The 21387-nt window shown below is 59.1% G+C and carries 15 protein-coding genes; 10 read left to right on the forward strand and 5 right to left on the reverse strand.

Annotation, left to right across the window (positions count from 1 at the left end; genetic code table 11):
• Nucleotides 1-8: 8 nt before the first annotated feature.
• The gene (locus ACP7AL_RS08520; RefSeq protein ID WP_425990630.1) at nt 9-1445 is read right to left on the reverse strand and encodes a lipopolysaccharide biosynthesis protein; all 1437 of its coding nucleotides are present in this window, start codon (nt 1443-1445) and stop codon (nt 9-11) included.
• Complete coding sequence (locus tag ACP7AL_RS08525; RefSeq protein WP_425990632.1) at nt 1445-2176, reverse strand: TylF/MycF/NovP-related O-methyltransferase; 732 nt, start codon at nt 2174-2176, stop codon at nt 1445-1447. Before ACP7AL_RS08525 ends, ACP7AL_RS08520 begins: the two co-directional genes overlap by 1 nt.
• A gap of 204 nt (nt 2177-2380) precedes the next feature.
• Between ACP7AL_RS08525 and ACP7AL_RS08530 the strand changes: the two genes are divergently transcribed.
• The gene (locus ACP7AL_RS08530; RefSeq protein WP_425990634.1) at nt 2381-3568 is read left to right on the forward strand and encodes a glycosyltransferase; all 1188 of its coding nucleotides are present in this window, start codon (nt 2381-2383) and stop codon (nt 3566-3568) included.
• Between the two features lie 8 nt (nt 3569-3576).
• On the opposite strand, the gene asnB is transcribed toward ACP7AL_RS08530, so the two are convergent.
• Entirely contained in the window at nt 3577-5511 is a 1935-nt protein-coding gene (gene asnB / locus ACP7AL_RS08535) for an asparagine synthase (glutamine-hydrolyzing) (protein ID WP_425990636.1), read from the reverse strand.
• A gap of 263 nt (nt 5512-5774) precedes the next feature.
• Between asnB and ACP7AL_RS08540 the strand changes: the two genes are divergently transcribed.
• Complete coding sequence (locus tag ACP7AL_RS08540) at nt 5775-7214, forward strand: glycosyltransferase (protein ID WP_425990638.1); 1440 nt, start codon at nt 5775-5777, stop codon at nt 7212-7214.
• Between the two features lie 81 nt (nt 7215-7295).
• Nucleotides 7296-8942, forward strand: coding sequence for a hypothetical protein (locus tag ACP7AL_RS08545; RefSeq protein WP_425990640.1), 1647 nt, complete (start codon nt 7296-7298; stop codon nt 8940-8942).
• Between the two features lie 6 nt (nt 8943-8948).
• Here ACP7AL_RS08545 and ACP7AL_RS08550 read toward each other — a convergent pair whose 3' ends face one another.
• Both ACP7AL_RS08550 and ACP7AL_RS08555 read right to left on the reverse strand, forming a co-directional pair.
• Nucleotides 8949-9794 carry an FkbM family methyltransferase gene (locus ACP7AL_RS08550; RefSeq protein WP_425990642.1) on the reverse strand — a complete coding sequence of 282 codons (846 nt, stop codon included), beginning with the start codon at nt 9792-9794 and terminating at the stop codon, nt 8949-8951.
• 148 nt (nt 9795-9942) lie between these two features.
• The gene (locus ACP7AL_RS08555) at nt 9943-10902 is read right to left on the reverse strand and encodes a lysylphosphatidylglycerol synthase transmembrane domain-containing protein (protein ID WP_425990644.1); all 960 of its coding nucleotides are present in this window, start codon (nt 10900-10902) and stop codon (nt 9943-9945) included.
• Between the two features lie 217 nt (nt 10903-11119).
• Here ACP7AL_RS08555 and ACP7AL_RS08560 point away from each other — a divergent pair, with 217 nt between their 5' ends.
• From ACP7AL_RS08560 to ACP7AL_RS08590, 7 genes are all read left to right on the forward strand, one after another.
• Entirely contained in the window at nt 11120-12403 is a 1284-nt protein-coding gene (locus ACP7AL_RS08560) for a nucleotide sugar dehydrogenase (RefSeq protein WP_425990646.1), read from the forward strand.
• Between the two features lie 19 nt (nt 12404-12422).
• The gene (locus ACP7AL_RS08565; protein WP_425990648.1) at nt 12423-13439 is read left to right on the forward strand and encodes an NAD-dependent epimerase; all 1017 of its coding nucleotides are present in this window, start codon (nt 12423-12425) and stop codon (nt 13437-13439) included.
• A gap of 24 nt (nt 13440-13463) precedes the next feature.
• Nucleotides 13464-14876: a mannose-1-phosphate guanylyltransferase/mannose-6-phosphate isomerase gene (locus ACP7AL_RS08570; protein ID WP_425990650.1), complete on the forward strand. Its 1413-nt coding sequence runs from the start codon at nt 13464-13466 to the stop codon at nt 14874-14876.
• A 180-nt stretch (nt 14877-15056) separates the two neighbouring features.
• Nucleotides 15057-16070 carry a Gfo/Idh/MocA family oxidoreductase gene (locus tag ACP7AL_RS08575; protein WP_425990652.1) on the forward strand — a complete coding sequence of 338 codons (1014 nt, stop codon included), beginning with the start codon at nt 15057-15059 and terminating at the stop codon, nt 16068-16070.
• Nucleotides 16071-16112: 42 nt separating this feature from the next.
• Nucleotides 16113-17258 (forward strand): DegT/DnrJ/EryC1/StrS family aminotransferase, encoded by a 1146-nt coding sequence (locus ACP7AL_RS08580; RefSeq protein WP_425990654.1) that lies wholly within the window; start codon nt 16113-16115, stop codon nt 17256-17258.
• A 168-nt stretch (nt 17259-17426) separates the two neighbouring features.
• The gene (gene murJ, locus ACP7AL_RS08585; RefSeq protein WP_425990656.1) at nt 17427-18956 is read left to right on the forward strand and encodes a murein biosynthesis integral membrane protein MurJ; all 1530 of its coding nucleotides are present in this window, start codon (nt 17427-17429) and stop codon (nt 18954-18956) included.
• A 72-nt stretch (nt 18957-19028) separates the two neighbouring features.
• On the forward strand, nt 19029-21329 hold the full coding sequence (locus ACP7AL_RS08590; RefSeq protein WP_425990658.1) for a xanthine dehydrogenase family protein molybdopterin-binding subunit: 2301 nt from the start codon (nt 19029-19031) through the stop codon (nt 21327-21329).
• The last annotated feature ends 58 nt before the right edge of the window (nt 21330-21387 follow it).

The following is a 21387-nucleotide window of genomic DNA, read 5'->3' on the forward strand; positions in this document are numbered from 1 at the left end:
GTGTTTGTTTAGCGGATAGGAAGCAGGAGGGACTTCGCCATGTGTAAGTCGGAAATGCGGATAGCCCCGAATAAAAACGGCAGCGCTGCGACGCCTATCAAAGCCAGAAGCTTTGCCGCAGTGCTGGCCCAGCCGATTTCGAGCTGAAAAACGCAAGCGACTATGCCAGCTGCGACGACCCACATTAACCCGTGGCGGCTCCAAGGATAAGTGACCGGCATGAGGCGCGCGGAGGCCAACTGCAGCAAAACGAGCATGACAAAAAAGCTTACAATCATGGCTGCAATGATTCCCCATGCACCGAGGCTAGGGGTCAGAGAAAGAGCAGTCGCAAGGAATGCTGCGGACGCGATCGCTCCGATCCATGCATAATGGATTGTGCGTTGCCTCGCCTGCAGCCCCTGAGAAAATCCGGTTACAAAGCAGAACAAACAGTAGGCAATCGCCAACCCGGGTACAAAAAGATATCCGCTGCGAAAAGCTGGCCCCGCCAGAACAATAAACAGTTCGTGGGCAAACACGCAAAGCATTGCTGCGGTCATCAATAGTGTCGCTGAATAAAGCGAAAAAATACGAATTTGAGTTTTAGCAATGTCAGGTTCGTCTTTGCGTCGCAGGACAAACGGCGTCCATACGCCCTCGAAATTGCTTGATACGAGTACGAGGAGTCCAGCGGCTCCGGAAGCAACTGCAAACAGGCCGCTATCATTGACGTGGCCCGCTCGTGTCAAAAAGAATGCCGCAGAACTTGTCGTTAATAGTACCGCGATCTGCCAAGGCAGCATTTGCAAGCCTATACGAGCTGCTTCGGCAAGCTTATTCACTTGAAAGCCGCCAGTTAACCAGTGCCTCAAGGTCACCACATATGCAGCCGTTGTAAACAGCCCCGCAAGGGCGGTCGCGACATACTGGCTCTTAATAGTCAATGAGGCGGAAGCGATAAACCAGCCGAGCAAGCCGACCTGTAGAATCAAAGCCGGCACTTGCACCATCGGGTAAAGCTTATGCTTCTCGACCAAACGAACAATGAAGACAAGGCAAAGTGACCAAGCGTTCAGAAAAGCGGACAGCGCGCCCAGAGCGATAACGCCGCTGTATGAAGGGGTGTGAAGAAAGAATACGGATATTTCGCGCGAAAGCAGTGCGGTCGCTAGGTACAAGGTAGAAAGTATGCCGCCGATCGACAGGATGATTGTAGTGCTGATAGCACGGCGGGAGTTGTCCGTTTCAGCATTGCTGAATAGCGTTGGCAGTGCCTGTGCCAAACCGAAGCCGAACAATAAATTGATCAAAGCGGCACCGTTACCGATAAGCAGCATGACCCCGTAGTCAGCAGGGGTCAAAATACGAGTCATCCAGGGGAGCAACAGGAGCCTGGCCGCATTGTCGGCTATAGTAACTGCCAGGTAACCCGCCGATGATCCGAAGATGAATTTGGCACTCATCAGGTATCAAGCGCTCCACGGCTGCTTGTGGATATGCCCTTGATTAGAAATCCGCCGCCGTCCGGCAGAGCAATCATTTTCTCTGGCTTGTTCTTAAGTGTTTCGTTCACGGCTCTTGTCGCGCCAGGGCAAGTGGTGAAGCCATAGTCATCGCAAACAATGATACCGCCTGGGTTCATGCGCTGGTAGAAGAAGCTCATGCTATCCAAGGTAGGCTGGTACAGATCCACATCAATGTGAACAAACGCAAAGTGTTTTTCCTTCACGTCGTTGAAGCGCTCAGGAATCCATCCTTTGTGAAGTTCATATGCGGTAAATTCGGTTAGATTTTTTCGAACGATCTCTTCGCCTCGCGACATGTCTCCCTTATGCCAATAGACACCATCTATAGCCGCAGGTGTTGAGAGACCCTCAAACGAATCGAATACATGGTGGACCCGATTGAAATTGGAGTTTGCTGCGTTTGCATGGCAAATGAGATATGACCCGGCACCTTCGAAGGCACCACATTCCGCTGTATCTCCCGGGACTATCTCAACTAGTCTCATGAGTTCTCGAAGTATCCAGCGGCGTTCTTTATTGAACCCGCGTTCTTCACCGAATTTCTCAAGGTAACTGCCGAACCAAGGGTCTCTCAGCCAGTCGAGCTGTGACCACTTGAAGGGGTACTGCCTAAAAATAAGCGAGCCCAGCTTCACCAGCAGCTTAAATCTGAATTCGTCTGACAACATGCGCGGATTGATTGATTTTGCGGTTGGGATGTAGAGGAAGCAGGTTTCGGGATGGATTCCGTAGCTATCTGATAGAGTGGCAAGTAACGCCTGGGCAGCCCGAAGTACATGTCTTTATTGGATTAGTTCACTCTCATTATCGACTTAAGCATGCCTGATCCAGTACAAAGAGGTATGCCCCGCGGACCCTTGAAATCGCCCGAAATGCCTGAAGTCCTGTACGTTATTAGCAACCTCGGCATCGGGGGAGCGGAGCGCCATTTGTCGCTTGTAGGGCGCGCCCTGGTCGGCAGGGGGCACGGCGTCTGCGTTTACAGCTTGGCCGGGGATGGCCCTCTCCGCGGGGTGCTGGAGGAGGGCGGCGTCACCGTTTTTGTCCCTCCTGGGAGCCGCGCCGGTTCCGAAGGGTCGTCCATATCTCGTGCAATGCGATCGGCGCTTGCGGCGGTCCATCTCACCTACGTGATGCTGCGAACGCGACCGAGGATTGTGCATTTTTTTCTGCCCGCGGCATATTTGATCGGTGCGGTCGCCGCCGGTCTGGCGCGCGTAAAAATCCGGGTCATGAGCCGCAGAAGCCTCAACGTCTATCAGCGTGGTTACCCGATGATGCGCTGGCTGGAGATGAAACTTCACGGCGGGATGACTGCCATCCTCGGAAACTCCATGGCGGTCGTCCGTCAGTTGCGCGACGAAGAAGGCGTCCCTGAAGACAGGCTTGGCCTCATCTACAACGGAATTGAAATTCCGCAGAGTGCCGGCAATCGCATCGCTGTTCGATCTTCGCTCGGGCTTGACGACAAGACATTGGTATTTGTCATTGTTGCCAATCTTATCCCTTACAAGGGACATCTGGATCTCATCAAGGCTTTCAGCCTCGCGCATGACCGGATCGCTCAGCCCTGGCATCTTCTTGTCGTCGGGCGGGACGATGGCATTGAACCCGAACTGCGAGCGGTTGCCAGCCAACTGAACATCGACAAGCACATCTCGTTTCTCGGACTTCGCTCGGATGTCGCCGGTTTGATGTCGGCGAGCGATGTCGGATTGCTGAGTTCGCACCAGGAAGGTTTTTCGAATACGATCCTCGAAGGGATGGCAGCCGGCCTTCCGATGATTGTGACGAACGTCGGAGGCAATACCGAGGCGGTCGTCGATGGCGACACCGGCTTGGTCGTCAGTCCGCATGATCCCGCATCGTTCGCGGAAGCGATTGTTCAGCTTGCGGGTGATCCAGCATTGCGCCAGCGTTACGGTGATGCTGGCCTCAAGCGCATTGAGGCGCATTTTCTGTCGCATACATGTGCAGAAAAGTATGAAGCCCTGTATCGCGGATTAATGCAGGGAGCGCTGCCGCGCAACATTCCCGAGGTGCGTTACAAGACTGTCTGATCGAAAGCTCAGCCCCAGCGTTCCCGCCAGCTTTCGAACATCAGCAGATCCCAAAGCAGATACTGCCAGTTTCTGGCGCCGGACAGATGGTCGTGCCAGTAGCGCCGAACCAGGGCGACATCGAAAAGACCGGTTTCCGCCAGCCGCTGTTCCGACAGCAGGTTCTCCGCCCAATCGCGCAGCGGTCCCCGCAACCATTCCGCAAGCGGAACGCCGAAACCCATTTTGGGGCGTTCAACGAGTTCACGAGGAACATGCCGGTAAAGCACCTGCCGCAGGAGCCATTTTGTGACGCCGCCCCGGATTTTCACAGAATGAGGCAGGCGCCAGGCGAGTTCGACAACGCGATGATCGAGCAGGGGGACTCGCGCCTCAAGCGCGATCGCCATGCTGCAACGGTCGACTTTCGTGAGGATGTCGTCTGGCAAATAGGTCACGAGATCGAGGAACTGCATTCTGTCCAGCAGATCCGGAAAATCCTTCCTCACCGATTCATCCCAAAGGATGCCACGGGTTTCTTCAGTTCCCGCCATAAGAGCGCTTGGCTCCCAGTGGCTGACAAGGCGGCGGTAAAGAGCGTCCGCATCACGGAGCTTCAGTACGGATGCAACCTTGTGAATCTTGTCGCCGAGTTGTGGCGGTGTGAGGCTGCGAGGAAGGACTTTCGAGAGCCTGTCCCAGCGCTCGGTCGGTTGAGAGGTCAACGCGGCAGCTACACCGTTGCGTGCGAATTCCGGCATGAGCGAAAGCGCTTGCCATGAACGAGAGGTCAGCTGGTAACGATTATATCCCGCAAAGAGTTCGTCTCCGCCGTCGCCAGACAGCGCAACGGTGACGTGTTTGCGGGTCATGGCGGAAACGAGATAGGTCGGAATCTGGGAGGAGTCCGCGAACGGCTCGTCGAACATGTCCGCCAGCTTCGGCACGACATCCAGCGCCTCGCGCGCAGTCACCGTGAGTTCGGTATGATCCGTTCCAAGGTGACGTGCAATTGCAGCGGCGTGCGGCGCTTCATTGAATGCGGCCTGCTCGAAACCAATCGAAAATGTCTTCACCGGGCCGGAATTGGCGGCCTTCATCAGCGCAACGACTGTCGATGAATCGATGCCTCCGGAAAGGAACGCACCAAGCGGAACATCCGCCATCATTCGTTTTCCGACGGCGTCGATGAGCAGGGCTTCAAGGCGGTCCGTGAGCGCTGCATCAGTTTCCTTCAGGGGATTTTGGACGCCCTCGATCGCGATTTTTCTGGCGTCCCAGAACTTTTCCAGCTTCGGCTTTCCGCCCCACGGCAATGTCAGAATTGTGCCGGGCTCCAGCTTGAACACGCCTTCATAAACGGTGTGCGGAGCCGGGATGTAGTTGTGCCGCATGAATGAGGCGACAGCGTCGGATCTGATGCGCGGTGTCCAGTCCGGATGCTGGCGCAGCGCCTTCAGCTCCGAAGCGAAGGCGAACAGTCCAGCGGTGTGCATCCAGTAGACCGGCTTGATGCCTAGCCGGTCGCGCACAAGAGTCAGGGTGCGGTCTTTCCTGTCCCAGATGGCAAACGCGAACATCCCGATAAGCCGGGAGGCGGTGGCGGCGATGCCATACTCAGCGACCGCCTCGAGGATGACTTCGGTGTCCGAGTGGCCGCGGAATTGATGGCCGGCTGCTTCGAGGTCCGCGCGTATCGCCCGATGGCTATACACCTCGCCATTGTAGCTGATGATGTAACGCCCATCGGCGGAGTGCATTGGCTGGTGGCCGGCCGGCGAGAGATCGACGATCGCGAGCCGCCTGTGAACCAGGGCAATTCCAGCATCGTCGTCGATCCAGACATCGTGGCCATCGGGGCCACGATGTTCCAGACTGAAATCCATCGCTTTCGCGACGGCTCTCATTTTGTCGGCTGCTGATCGGTGCGCCGGGTTGGCGACGAAGCCCGCGATTCCACACATGGTTATGGGGCCGGCAGCCGACGCAGAATGTGTGCTTGGGCAATCATCGAAAGCCGGTCTCGACCTGATCTAGTCATGGCGATAAATCGCGGTTACGCACCGGCTTATAGCGAAATATTGGCTGCCGACGCAAACTGCAAAAGCGGCGCCAATCGGACCAAATTGGCCATTACGAAGCTTGTGAAAACCCGATTGTCAGCGCATAAGTTCGCCCGAAAAGGGCCTTTTACAGGCTTTGTCATCTCTGGATTTCATGCAGTAAAATGTCGATAGTTTCTGGTTCTGCCCACAAGCAGGCGATCTTCGCTCATTCGGAGGAATATGCAGCCTCGCGCCCCGAGTGGCGGAGCAAAGCTTCATTTTTTCATGGTGAGGATGAAGCCTATCTGCGGTTCCTGATTCCGAAGAATGCGCGCGTTCTTGAAATCGGATGCGGCATCGGCGACACGCTCGCAGCGCTCAAGCCTGCCCATGGCGTGGGCATTGATTTCAGCCCTGCGCTGGTTGGCATCGCTCGCGAGCGGCATCCAGATCTGACATTTGTCGTTGGCGACGCTGAGGATCCCGCCACGATCGCGTCGGTAAAGGGTCCCTTCGACTACATTCTGGTGCTGGATACCATCGGATCGCTCGACGATTGCCAGAAGTTTCTCGAACAGCTTCATCCGCTTTGCACGCGCGAGACGCGCACTATTATCGGGCACTTCTCGCATTTGTGGCAGCCCGTCCTCAGATTCGCGGAATGGATCGGGCAACGCATGCCTGCTCCGGAACAGAACGTGCTTTCGGCGGCTGATATTCAGGGACTACAAAATCTCGCGAACTTCGATCAGGTGAAGGGTGAGCAACGAGTTTTGATGCCTGTTTCGCTCCTTGGAGTGGGGCGCCTGATTAACAGGTTTATCAGCATTCTTCCCGGGTTTCGTTTTTTCGCTTTGCGTCATTATTCTGTTTGCCGGTCGTTACTAGCGGCAGGCGAGGATCTCAAATCGGCGACAGTCGTGATTCCCGCGCGCAATGAACGTGGAAACATCGAGCCTGCGGTGCAGCGGCTGCCGCAGTTCTGCGATGACATCGAAATTATCTTCATCGAAGGTCACAGCAAGGACGGTACTTTCGAAGAAATGGAACGCGTCAAGGCGGCGTATCCGGACAAGGACATCAAGCTGATGCGCCAGCCCGGCAAGGGCAAGGCGGACGCCGTGTTCACAGCCTACGATGTGGCACGTGGCGATGTCTTGATGATCCTCGACGCCGACCTCACCATGCCGCCCGAGCAGTTGCCGAAATTCTGGGAGGCGATCAAATCGGGGAAGGGTGAATTTATCAACGGCTCGCGCCTCGTTTACCCGCTTGAGGATGACGCCATGCGCTTTCTCAACCTGATCGCGAACAAGATATTTTCCTATTTGTTCTCGTGGCTGCTGAATCAGCGCTACACCGACACCCTCTGCGGGACCAAGGTGATGCGGCGCTCCGATTACTATCGGTTGCGCGCCGGCAAGGCATATTTCGGTGACTTTGATCCGTTCGGCGACTTCGATCTTATCTTCGGCTCCTCAAAACTTAACTTGAAATCCGTCGACATGCCCATCCGGTATGCTGCTCGCGCCTACGGTGAAACGCAAATCTCTCGCTTTCGCCATGGTGTGATGTTGCTGCGTATGGTTGTTTTCGCGTTCTTCAAAATCAAGGCAATCTAGGAGCGGTGCACTGGCCCTGGACGCCTGTTGGCGGTTGCTCTGGCCGGGCCGTTCCGGCGGATGATTTCGATTAGAGGATGTATGGCGGTATCTTCCACGAGTCTGAAACCTGCGCCGCCAGTCGATCAAGACGCGGGAATCGATGCTTTTGCGAGACTGACGCCGTTCGGCTGGTGGGGCGGATTGGGCGTCATCCTTGTGCTGCTGACAGCCTCATTCCTGCTCGCAGGATATTTCCTCGTCTACTGGCGCAATGCCGATATGGATTTCATGATTACGTACAGCGCGCTCTCGCTGAACGATGGCCGATACGTCTTTTTTCCCCATCCAGCCTATTTCACTATTCTGTCCGTAAATCGGTGGTTCCAGTTTCTGCATTTTATCGGACTGCTCGATACGTCTTCGCTCTCCGCGATGCCATCCGCATCCAATGGCCCGGCTTTCGATGCCGCGATGACGTCAGTAATTCGGGCGGCGCGTATCGTTGCGTGGCTGACAGCGACAGCCTTTGTCCTTGTTTTCGCCGGCCTCGCGCGGTTGCTGGTGAAGGACTGGCGGCTGGCATTGCTGGGAACGTTTGCGTTCGCATTCTCGGGTGGCATTGCCGTCCACATGCGTGCGCTGCGCAGCGAAATGATCTCGGGATGCGTTTTTGCATTCGCCCTGATGATCCTGATCATCGTGGCGCGGCGCGGAACGAATTGGCGCCCGGCCGTGGTGGGTCTCGCCGCGATGCTTTGCTTGCTGGCTATCGAGAACAAGATCCATGCAGTTCTGCTTGTTGCAGCGCTGCCATTTCTGATTCTCCCATTCGGTTCTGCGTCAGGATTAAGCGCGCCATTCTGGGGCCATTCACCGCGCGCATGGTTCGCCGTCCTTGGAGCGGCATGTCTCGCGGCTGTGCTGGTTTATGCCGCCTGGCCTTTGATAGCGATTGGATTCAATCCGGCAAATACGGAGGTGAGTACACTCCGCCCTCTGCTTCTGGGCAGGTTCGGCGTCTATCAGATCGGCCTGCTTATCTGGACGGGTCTCTGCATGCTTGCCTTTGCAAGGCTGTGGCGCGTTGAACCGTCCGAGACTCTCGCGGCGATCTTGGCCGTGATAGCCGGAGCTTCGCTCGCGCTTCTCGCGCTCTATATCGATTTCGATGCCAGCAATGTCTTTATCGTTTTGAATCCGCTTGAAGAGATGCTGGTTTTTGCCGATCCCCAAGCCATATCGGCGGCCGGTGGAGGCGGCCCGTTCGCGGCAATCAGCCTGCTGATATCGGGGGTGATGAGTGTTTTGCGGCGTTACACGTTCATATTGTTTTCGTCGCCGCGTCCAACGGTGTTTCTGACCTGGCTGATTTTGCCCGGGATCATTTACGCGTGGAGGCGGGGAGAGCGGCATGCCGCGCTGCAGGCCGGATTGCTGATGCTGTCGGCGATTGGAATCGACGCGCTCGGTATCCGTCGTGGACTGAAGGCCGAATATTTCATACTGACCGACCCTTTAATCATTCTCGCCGGCATGGTGCTGCTTGAACGAATGGCTGACCTGAGATTTCGCAAGTGGGCGTATCCGGTCGGCGTTGTGCTTATCGTTCTCCATGTTGGAATAAGTCAGGCAGAGCCTGCCAAGCTGGTTTTGAAGCGAACGGGGCCGGAAGCCATCTGCGAGTGGAACCAGCACTACTTGCCTCGCCTGCCACTGCCGTGGTGCGATCTTCCGCCTAAACGCTGACAGATATTAGCTGTCAGCGCGTGCAATCACATTGATGCTCGCGCCGTCGCCGACAAGTTGGCGGAGGTCTTCGGGCGAGGAAGAGAGCAGGCGTTCGTTACGCTCATGGTAGAACCGGTATCCGTTGGGAGCAAAATAGGACAAGAGTTCCTCGAGCGATGAGCCGCGCTCGTCGAGAACATAGGGCGACAGCTCCATCAGGAACGTTGGACGACTGTTGCGCAGCAGCGCCGAGCAGCCCCGCAGGACTTCGGTTTCGAATCCATCCACGTCCATCTTGATGAGTTGAACAGCTGGATTGGCGAGTGCGGCGAGCACGCCATCGATACTGCGAGCTCGTGCGATATTTGTCGGCATAGCCTGACCGAGATGTTTGGCATGCAGCCCGTTTTGCGGGCTAAGCGGCCAGCTAGAATAGATCGTCTCGGGCACTTCAGCATCATCCTTCTCAGCAAGAAAGCAGTGAAACGGTGTCACGCGGCCGGCGAGATCGGGATTCAATTCCAGATTCCGCGATAGTTTTGCAAACGCAAAGTCAGTCGGCTCAAAACACAGCACGCGGCCGGACGGCCCCACAAGTTGCGCCAGCAAAAGCGAGTGCACGCCGATGTTGGCGCCGATATCGAGAACCAGAGCGGATGGCTTCACCAGTTTTCGAAGCGCATTGCGTGTTCCTGGTTCAAACAGATTGCCAAGGAAAATCGCGAAATCGATGCCTTGGGATAGGTCGAGTTCATATTTCACGCCATCACGGATCACGATACATGAGTCTGAGAGACCCATGGCTGCGCGGGCGCGGTGAACGACCTTGTAAGCTGCTCGGGCAAGGGCAATTTTGTGGACGGTTTTCATCTATCCAACTCGAAATTCATTATGCGCGGTGATCTTCGTACGCTCTGAATTGCCAGCAGCGCACGGCGAGGGCGGCGAAGAGCAACTTGAACAGAAGACGCTGATCCGAAGGCCTCGGCGCCGGCGTCGCAGCCGTGGCCACAAGCGGTTATTCGCCCTCGGGAACGGCATGAGATATCTCGGACGTCTTCTCGGCGCTCAAGATCCAGACCAATCCGCCGATGGCGCCGACGACGAAGGAAGATGCGCCGAACAGCAGCGACACCACGGTGCCGTCGGTGGGGGCGAGACCGGCATAGCCGAACGCAACCATCATCGTCGCCTCGCGCACGCCCCAACCGGCGATCGAAATCGGCAGCATGGTGATCAGCATGATCGGCGGCACCAGCAGGAACAATTGCTCGAAGGCCGCCGGGGCCGCAATGGAGCGGACCGCGCACCATGCGATCACCACCGCCATCACATGAATCATTAATGAGAGGACGGCAACTTTCGGTCCGCTGCTGCGGTTGAAGATCACCTGATTGGCGATCACCGCGCAGGCATGGATGTGGCGCAGCGGCCAGAGCTTCTTGAGCCAGTTCCAGCGCAGCGCGCCGTAAACGAGAAAGCCGAGGCCGGCCGAGATTGCGGCAACGTCGACCAGCAGCAGCGCGAGGCGTCCGCGCGGGCTGCCGATCAGGTCGTAACTCCACGGCAGGCTCGCGACCACGATCAGCGCAAGCGCGATCAGACCGATGGCGCGGTCGACGAGAACTGAGTAAGTGGCGGCGCGCCAGCCTGCACCCGTGTGCCGTACAAGCCAGAGCCGCATCGCGTCGCCGCCGATTGTGGACGGCAGCGTCTGATTGAAGAACGCGCCGATCATGTTGTAACGGAAGGCCTGTCCTGTCCCGAGCGGTGCGGCGCATCGCGCGCTGATCTCGCGCCAGCGCAGCGCGCCAAGGAAAATCTGGAAGATCGTCGCCAGCACGGCAAGCAGAAACCAGCCGGGGCTGATCTGGCTCAGGCGGGACTGGATCGCCGCGAAATTGATGCCGCGAAACGCGATATAGAGCAGCGCCGCCGACACCAGTATTCGAGCGGCAAGAAGGAGAAATCCGCGCATTCCGGACCGCGATGGTTAATGTTGCTGAATATCTGACAAGGAGCGCTGAATACCGCGCTTGAGGGCCCTTTTCAGGCGTCTTGGTATGGCTTTAGGGCTGTTCTGGCAATAGGTAAGGTCCGCTATTGCCGCCGCCGCCGCACGGCGGCTAAAGAGGGCGGCTTGTTCGGGGCATCTGGCGTGGGTGACGCTTGTTGAGGCTTGGGGACGGAAACGCGTGACACACGGGCGCAAAATTGCGGTCATTGGACTGGGTTATGTCGGATTGCCGGTCGCGGCCGCTTTTGCCCGCGCCGGGGTTCCGGTGACCGGTTTCGATATCGATCAGCGGCGCATCACTGAACTGTGTAATTTTCATGATCGCACCAACGAAGTCGAGGCCGCCGATCTGCGCCATGCGTCGCTCTCGTTCACGCACGACGTGAGTGCGCTGGCCTCGTCCGACTTCTTTATTGTGACGGTTCCCACACCAATCGATGAAGCGCGCCAGCCCGATCTCGGCGCCATGTTCGCTGCCTCACGCACGGTCGGCACCGTGCTGAAGAAGGGCGATATCGTCGTCTATGAATCGACCGTTTATCCGGGCGCTGTCGAAGACGAATGCGTGCCGCTTCTGGAGAAAGCATCCGGCCTCAAGGCAGGAGATGATTTCAAGGTCGGCTACTCGCCCGAGCGTATCAACCCCGGTGATAAGCAGCACCGCTTCGAGACCATCATGAAAGTGGTGTCGGCGCAGGACGCGCCAACCCTCGACATCGTCGCCGACGTCTATGGGTCGGTTGTGACTGCAGGCATTCACCGCGCACCGTCCATCAAGGTCGCGGAAGCTGCCAAGGTGATCGAGAATACGCAGCGCGATCTGAATATCGCGTTCATGAACGAGCTGTCGTTGATCTTCCAGGCTCTGAACATCGACACCGGCGACGTGCTGGCCGCAGCGCGCACCAAATGGAATTTCATGCCGTTTCAGCCGGGTCTCGTCGGCGGACACTGCATCGGCGTCGACCCCTACTACCTGACCTATCGTGCGGAGCGGGCAGGGTATCATCCTGAAGTTATTCTGGCGGGGCGCCGCATCAATGACGGGATGGGCCAGCGCGTTGCCCGCGAATGCATCAGAGGTCTGCTGCGGCGTAAGAGCAACGGCGGGATCGTTACAATTCTCGGACTCACCTTCAAGGAAGATGTGCCGGATACGCGCAACTCGCGTGTCGTCGATATTATCCGTGAACTGGAGTCATTCGGCCTCAATGTGCAGGTCAGCGATCCGATGGCAGACCCTGCGGATGCCATGCACGAGTATGGTGTGAAGCTGATTGATTTCGATTCGTTGCAGCCCGCCGATGCCATCATCGTGGCGGTCGCCCACAAGACTTACGTCGATGCGGGATGGCCCATGATCCAGAAATTGTTGAAGGGCGGAAGCGGTCTCGTTCTCGACGTCAAGATGCGGCTCGATCGCGACAGACTGCCCGCCGGTATCGAGTTGTGGCGCCCTTGATTGCTGGATGGTGAAAAGAATGTCGGATGAGACAGTACTCGTTACGGGAGCCGCGGGCTTTATCGGCTTCCACGTCACGCAGAAACTCCTGCAGGCCGGCCGCCGTGTCGTCGGACTGGACAACATCAACAGCTATTACGATCCGAAACTGAAGGAAGCGCGCCTCGACGTGCTGAAAAACGATCCGGCCTTCAACTTCGTCAAACTCGATCTCGCTGACAGGGCCGGCGTGGCGGACCTGTTCAGCACCCACCGCTTTCCCGTGGTCATCCATCTCGCGGCACAGGCGGGTGTGCGGTACTCGCTCGAAAATCCCCACGCCTATGTCGACGCAAATCTTCAGGGCTTCACGAATATCCTGGAAGGCTGCCGGCACAACGCATGCCGGCATTTGCTGTACGCGTCGTCGTCATCGGTGTACGGCGCCAATACCAAGCTGCCGTTCTCGGTGCACGACAGCGTCGATCATCCCATCAGTCTTTATGCCGCCTCGAAGAAGGCGAATGAACTGATGGCGCATGCCTACAGCCATCTTTACGGCATTCCCTCGACCGGCCTGCGGTTCTTCACGGTGTACGGGCCGTGGGGCCGTCCGGACATGGCGATGTTCCTGTTCGCCAAGGCCATTCTTGAGGGGCAGCCGATCAAGCTGTTCAATCACGGCAACATGCAGCGCGATTTCACCTACGTCGATGACGTGACGGAAGCCATCGTGCGGCTGATCGATCACGCCCCCAAGGGACAGGCCAAGGCGCCGGACGCTGCTCCCGATCCCGGGACGAGCGCTGCGCCCTGGCGGGTTTTCAATGTCGGCAACAATCATCCCGAGGAATTGCTCAAGGTCGTGGCGCTCCTTGAAAAGGAGTTTGGACGCACCGCGGTCAAGGACATGCTGCCGATGCAGCCGGGTGATGTGCCTGCCACTTACGCCGACGTCGATGATTTGATGCGTGAAGTCGGTTTCCGTCCTTCCACCACGATCGAAGACGGCGTCGCGCGGTTCTCGGCGTGGTTTCGCGACTATCATCGGCTATAAGCCTCTGAAACATTTTGAGGACGCATGAGCGAGCGAATTATTCCACTGATTATGTGCGGCGGTGCAGGCACGCGGCTGTGGCCGGCTTCGCGCGAAGGGCGTCCCAAGCAATTCCTTCGGCTGTTCGGTTCGAACTCCACCTTTCAGGAAACGATGCTTCGCGTAAGCGATCCGAAGCTGTTCGTGCGGCCCATCGTCATTACCAACGCGGCCTATCGTTTCATGGTGCTCGAGCAGCTCGGCGAAATCGGGCTCGAAGCGGATATCCTTCTCGAGCCGGCGCGGCGCGATTCCGGCCCTGCGATCGCCACCGGCGCGGCTTTCGCGCTGACCCGGGATCCGGATGCGGTTGTGCTGGCGCTGGCTGCGGATCACGTGGTGCGCGATGCGGCTGCGTTCGTTGATGCCTGCCGGAAAGCGCTGAGCGTTGCGAATGCCGGCAGCATCGTCACGTTCGGTGTTCTGCCGGAGCGGCCCGCGACCGAATACGGATACATCCGGCCCGGCGAGGTTGTGTCCGGCGACGTTCGGAAGGTCTCGAAATTTGTCGAGAAGCCCGACCCCGCGACCGCGGCGGGCTACGTTGCCGACGGCTATCTGTGGAACTGCGGTAACTTCATGTTTCGCGCCCAGATGCTGCTTGATGAATACCGCGGCGTCGATCCCGACAGCGTCAGCACGCTCGTCGATGCTGTGGCCAGCGCCGGCCGCGATCTCGATTTCGTCACGCTCCCGCTCGAGTCGTTCGGGAAAGCGACGCCGATCTCGATCGACTATGCCGTCATGGAAAAAACCAACCAGGCTGCCGTTGTGCCGGTTGATTGCGGCTGGTCCGATGTCGGCTCCTGGCACGCGGTGTGGGAGCTGTCGGACAAGGACGAGCACGGCAATGTTTCGCAGGGACTGACGGTGTTCGAGGACTCGCGCAACTGCAATGTCTCGACCGACAAGGCGCTGGTGGCGCTGGAAGGCGTCGATGATCTTGTTGTCGTGGCGACGCAGGATGCCATTCTGGTGTCCCGCCAGAACGATCCCAACGGTCTGAAGCGGCTGGTCGGCAAGCTGCGAACCGTGGCTCCGCAGGTGACCGAAGACCATATCAAGGTGCATCGGCCGTGGGGGTCATACCAGTCGCTCGATATCGGCGAGCGTCATCAGGTAAAGCGGATTATCGTAAAGTCCGGCGGCCGTCTGTCGCTGCAAAAGCACCACCACCGGTCCGAACACTGGATCGTCGTGCGCGGCACGGCGCTGGTGACGGTGAACGAGATGCAGAAGATGGTTCACGAGAATGAGTCCATCTACATCCCGATCGGCGCAGTCCATCGCATGGAGAACCCCGGCAAGATTCCGCTGGAACTGATCGAGGTCCAGACCGGCAGCTATCTCGGCGAAGACGACATCATCCGCATCGAGGACGACTACCGGCGCTCGTAAACCGGAATCCTTTTGAAAATATTCCGGTTTTCAACGGGTTACGCCGGCCGCCGATGTAATTCTTTGAATCAAAACGTGTCCGAATTCCGGGCTCGTTCGTTCGCCACACATGTGACGGCATGCTAGGACATTCGCGGCGAGTGGGCAGGTGACTCGTGCCCGTTTTCAAGGAATCAGATGATGAGTTCGACGGCGTCGACGAAGAATACGGCTGGCAATGAAAAGGCGCTGCGCATTGGCGTTGTTGGCGCGGGTGTCATGGGCACCAATCATGCCCGCGTGCTGGCCGGTCTGCCCGGTGTCGAACTTGTCGGCATTGTCGATCCGCTTCAGGCGCATCGCACCCGCGCGGTCGAGATCGTCGGGTGCCCGACTTTCGCGACTCTTGAAGAGATGCTCGACACCGGACCCGATGCGGTCACCATTGCCGCACCGACGCATCTCCACCGCGATGTTGCGCTCGCCTGCATCGCGCGAAAGATTCACGTCCTCGTCGAGAAGCCGATCGCGTCTTCTGTCGAGGAAGGGAACGAGATCGTCACCGCCGCCCGCATCGCCGGCGTGACGCTGATGGTGGGTCACGTCGAGCGCTTCAATCCGGCCGTTGCGGCGATCAAGCAGGCGATCAAGGACGAGGAAATTCTGTCGATTGCGATTACCCGCGTCGGCCCGTTTCCGCCGCGCATGTCCAATGTCGGCGTGGTGATCGATCTCGCGGTCCACGACATCGACCTGATCCGCTGGTTCACGGAATCCGACATTGTTGACGTGCAGCCGCAGCTTGCGAGCGCTGTTGCCGAGCGCGAAGACATCGCGCTGCTTCAGTTCCGCACCGCCTCCGGCGTGCTTGCGCATATCAACACCAACTGGCTGACGCCGTTCAAGGCGCGCAGCGTCACCGTGGCGACGCGCGGCAAGTACGTTCAGGGCGACTTGCTGACGCGGCAGGTGACCGAATGTTTCGGCTTCCAGCGCGACGGCAGCTATTCCATGCGGCATCTGTCGGTCGGCCATGACGAGCCTCTGCGCGCCGAACTGGTTGCCTTCCTCGATGCCGTGCGCAGCGGGAATGCGCCTGCGGTCACCGGCGACGAAGGCGTCGCAAGCCTCGAAATCGCGATCAAGTGTCTCGATGCTCCGGCCGGCTCGATTGCCGCGCCGCTGCGCAAGGGACCGCGCGCCGTCGCAAGCTGACGGTAACATCGAACATCTTTCGGAATGGATTCGGCACGCACCATGAACCAGCATCTGCGATCAGAACCCGTGGCTTTTATCGACATCGGCGCGCAGCGCCGCCGCCTCGGCACGAAGATTGACGACGCCGTTGCGCGCGTGCTGACCCATTGCCAGTTCATCAACGGTCCCGAGGTCGCCCAGCTTGAGGCCGATCTCGCGGCCTATTGCGGGGCAAAGCATGTTGTCGCCTGCGCCAGCGGCACAGATGCGTTGCTGATGGTGCTGATGGCGCAGGGCATCGGCCCCGGAGACGCGGTGCTCTGTCCATCGTTCACCTTCTGCGCCACCGGCGAAGTGGTCGCGCTTGCCGGTGCGACGCCGGTGTTTGTCGATGTGAATGAGACATCGTTCAACATGGATATCGCGTCCCTGAAGAAGGGTATCGCGACCGCGCGCAAGCTCGGCCTGAATCCAAAAGCGATCGTGCCGGTCGATCTGTTCGGCCAGAGCGCGGACCATGACGCCATTGCCGAAGTCGCCAAAAACGAGGGTCTATTCGTGCTCGACGACGCCGCGCAGTCCTTCGGCGCCACCTACAAGGGCAAGCGTCTCGGTACGTTCGGTCTGGCGACGGCGACCAGCTTCTTTCCGGCCAAGCCGCTCGGCTGCTACGGCGACGGCGGCGCCATCTTCACGAACGATGCCGATCTTGCCGAGCGCCTGCGAAGCATCAGGGTACACGGGCAGGGCACCGAGAAATACGACAACGTCCGTCTCGGTCTGACCGCGCGGCTGGACACCATGCAGGCCGCGATCCTGATCGAGAAGCTGAAGATTTTCGACGACGAGATCGAGGCGCGTAATAAGGTCGCGAACCGCTATTTCGACGCGCTGCATAACATCGTGATCGCGCCGCGTGTGGCGGACGGCAATGTGTCGACCTGGGCGCAGTACACCATCCGCCTGCCCAATGGCGGCCGCGAGGCATTCGCCGATGCCCTCAAGGCGCAGGGCATTCCGACCGCGATCTACTACCCGAAGTCCATGCACCAGCAGACGGCCTACAAGCACTATCCGACCGTGGAGGGCGGGCTCCCGGTCAGCGAGAAACTGTCCGCGGATGTCATCAGCCTGCCGATGCATGCCTACCTCGATCAGGCTGCGCAGGATCGCGTCATCAAGGCTGTGCGCGACGCGCTGTCCTGAATTTTGCCAGAACTGCCAGATGATCGTCATGCCCGGGCTTGTCCCGGGCATCCGCGTCTTGGTGGCAACGTCAAAAAGACGTGGATGGCCGGAATAAATCCGGCCATGACGGGGCAGGTCAGGACTTCACCGGTTCGCGAACGGGACATCATGCGGTAGGACTAGCGGATGCTCGGACGCATTTTCACCGTCGGCGGCTATACCCTTCTTTCGCGGGTCACCGGGTTCGCGCGCGACATCATGCTTGCGGCGATCCTCGGCGCCGGTCCTCTGGCCGACGCCTTCTTTGTGGCGCTGCGGCTCCCCAATCACTTCCGGGCGATCTTTGCGGAGGGGGCTTTCAATGCCGCCTTCGTGCCGGCCTATGCGCATATCCATGGCGAGCGCGGCGAGGCCGCGGCAAAGCTGTTCAGCGACCGCATCTTCACCCTGCTGTTCGTTTCGCAGGTCGTACTGCTGGTCCTGGCGATGGTTTTCATGCCGCAGGCGATGTCGATCCTCGCGCCAGGCTTCACCGACGATCCCGCGCAGCGCAATCTTGCGATCGAACTCACCCGGATCACGTTTCCCTATCTGCTGCTGATCACGCTGGTGACGCTGTATGGCGGGATGCTCAATGTCATGCACCGCTTCGCCAGCGCCGCGGCGGCGCCGATCTTCCTGAACCTGTCGATGATGGCGACGCTGGCGCTGGCCGCGTTCTTTCCCACCGCCGGACATGCGGCGGCATGGGGCGTGCTGATCTCGGGTTTCCTGCAATATGTCCTGCTTGCAGGAGACGCCAAGGTTCACGGTATTCTCCCAAAATTCACCTCGTTGAAGCTCGATGAAGATGTGCGCGGATTCTTCCGCGCGCTTGGTCCTGCGACGCTGGGTTCGATGGGGACGCAGGTCGCGCTGTTCGCCGACACGATCATTGCGACGTTCCTGGCCGCCGGTGCGTTGTCGGCGCTGTATTATGCGGACCGGCTCAACCAGTTGCCGATCGGGGTGATCGGCATTGCCATCGGCACCGTGCTGCTGCCGGAAATGTCACGGCGAATTACCGCTGGCGATGATGAGGGCGCGATTGCTTCGCAGCGGCGCGCATTCGACTTCACATTGCTGTTCTCGGTCCCCTTCGTCGCCGCCTTTCTTGTCGTCCCTGATGTCATCATGCGCGCCATGTTTGCGCGGGGCGCGTTCTCGAAAGCCGATGCGGCGGCCGCCGGTGCGACGCTCGCGGCTTATGCGGTCGGACTCATTCCGTTTGTTCTGATCAGGAGCGCCGTCGCGACTTTCTATGCCCGCAAGGACACCGCGACACCTGTCAAGGCTGCGCTGACCGGCGTGGCCGTCAATGTCGCGCTGAAACTTGCGCTGGTCGGGTCGCTGGCGCAAATCGGGCTCGCGCTGGCCACCGCTGTTGGCGCATGGGTCAATCTCCTGCTTGTTGTGCTCTTTGCGGTGCGCCGCAAGTTCTTCGTGTTCGATCGGGCTTTTCTTGTGTCCTTGGCGAAGTTCGCGACAGCGGGCGTGGTATTGGCTGCGGCCCTGTGGCTCACGTCCCGCTGGGCGGCGACAGCATTGGCGGGGATGACATCGCTTCGCGATGAAACTGCTCTCGGAATTTTGATCGTGGTCGGCGTCATTGTTTACGGCGGCAGCGTGTTGCTGCTGTTCGGAAAGCGATGGCTGACAGCGCTGATTCGCGGGTAAGCCATTTGCGCTTCCTTCCATTCCGCTGCATGATGGACGTTAGAACCGTTCCAGATCGCAGCCGGAGATAGCATGGCTCCCGTAAAATTCGGTGTCGGGCAGAGCGTCCTGCGCAAGGAAGACGACGCGCTCATTCGCGGCAAGGGCCGTTATACGGACGATTATACGCCGGCGGCGGCGATGCATGCCCTGGTGCTGCGGTCTCCGCACGCCCATGCAAAATTCAAGATCGATGTGTCGCGTGCCAGAGGGCTCCCCGGCGTTGGGGCGATTCTCACCGCCGACGACATCCAGGATCTCGGCAGTCTTCCCTGTCTGTTCAACCTGCCTGACGAGCCTTTTACGGGGCCTCCGTATCCGATCCTCGCGCGCGACGTGGTGCGTCACGTTGGCGATGCCGTCGCTTTCGTGGTCGCGGACACTGTGGAGCAGGCACGCGACGCCATTGAGGCGATCGAGGTCGAATGGACGGCGCTTCCAGCCGCCATCGGTCTGGTCAATGCGGTGAAGAAGGATGCGCCGCAGGTCTGGCCCGATCATGCCGGCAACATTCTGTTCGACACATCGATCGGCGACAAGAAAGCAGCCGAGGCCGCCTTCGCGAAGGCGCATGTGGTGGCGGAAGTCACCATCGTCAACCCGCGCATCGTGACGAATTACATGGAAACCCGCGCGGTGGTTTGCGAGTATGATGCGAAGCGCGATCATCTGACGCTGACCATCGGCAGCCAGGGCAGCCACCGCCTGCGCGATATCCTTTGCCAGAACGTCCTCAATATTCCCGTCGAGAAGATGCGGGTGATCTGTCCGGATGTCGGCGGCGGTTTCGGCACCAAGCTGTTTCCTTACCGCGAGTATGCGCTCGCGGCGGTTGCTGCGCGCAAGCTGAAGAAAACGGTGAAGTGGACCGCGGAGCGCGCCGATCATTTTGTCGGCGATGCGCAGGGACGTGACAATGTCACCACGGCGCGCATGGCTCTGGCAGAGGACGGCAAATTCCTTGGCATGGACGTCGACCTGATGGGCGACATGGGGGCGTATCTCTCGACTTTCGGGCCTTACATCCCGCATGGCGGCGCAGGCATGCTGCCGGGCCTCTACGATCTTCAGGCGTTTCATTGCCGCGTCCGCACGGTGTTCACCAATACCGTGCCGGTCGATGCCTACCGCGGCGCTGGTCGACCGGAAGCCGCCTATGTGGTCGAGCGCCTGGTCGATGCAGCGGCGCGCAAGCTGGGCATGACGCCGGACGCGATCCGCCGCAAGAATTTCGTTTCTCCGCGCGCGATGCCGTACAAAACCGCCACCGGCAAGATTTATGACTCCGGCGACTTCGCCGCGCACATGAAGCGGGCCATGGACGTTGCCGAATGGAAGGAGTTTCCCAGGCGCGCCAAGGCGGCGAAGAAACAGGGCCTCGTGCGCGGCATCGGTATGGGCACCTATGTCGAAGTCTGCGGCACGATGGGCGAGGAAACCGCGCAGGTGCGGCTCGATCCCGACGGCGATGTCACGATCCTGATCGGCACCCAGTCCAGCGGGCAGGGGCATCAGACCGCGTATGCGCAACTCGTCGCCGAGCAGTTCGGAATCGCGCCGGAGCGCGTGCATATCCATCAGGGCGACACGGACGAGATTCCGACCGGTCTTGGCACTGGCGGTTCAAGCTCGATTCCGTCCGGCGGCGTCAGCGTGGAACGGGCGACGCGCAAGCTTGGTGAAAATCTGAAAGAGATTGCCGCAGACGCGCTGGAAACCGGCGCAGGCGATCTTGAATTTCGCGATGGAGCGATCCGGATTGTCGGCACCGACCGCACGATCTCGTTCGCCGACCTCGCCAAGCGTGCCGATCCGTCCAGGCTCAACGCAAGCGCCACCTTCAGCAGTGCGGACGGCACCTATCCGAACGGCACGCACATCGCCGAAGTCGAAATCGACCCGGCGACCGGCGTCATCCACGTGGTGAATTACGTCATCGTCGATGACTTCGGAGTGACGCTGAATCCGCTGCTGTTGGCAGGGCAGGTTCACGGCGGCACCATGCAGGGAATAGGGCAGGCCCTGATGGAGGCTGCGGTTTATGACGCCGCCGACGGCCAGCTCGTGACCGGCACATTCATGGATTACGCGCTGCCGCGCGCCGCCGACGGCCCGTCGATCAAGTTCGAAACCCACAACGTGCCGTGCAAGACCAATCCGCTTGGCGTCAAGGGGGCGGGTGAGGCAGGCGCGATCGGCTCGTGTCCTGCGGTGGTGAATGCGATTATCGACGGTCTCTACCGTGAGTATGGCATCGACCATATCGACATGCCGGCAACCGCGGAGCGGGTCTGGATGGCGATCGCGAAAAGCCGCCGGGAGCACCGATTGTAAAAAATTCCCGCCACACAAAGAAATTGTTGGGCTTGTCAGTTCGCGACGGGAATGTTGG

This window comes from Afipia sp. DC4300-2b1, assembly GCF_049895725.1.
GTDB classification, from domain to species: domain Bacteria; phylum Pseudomonadota; class Alphaproteobacteria; order Rhizobiales; family Xanthobacteraceae; genus Afipia; species Afipia broomeae.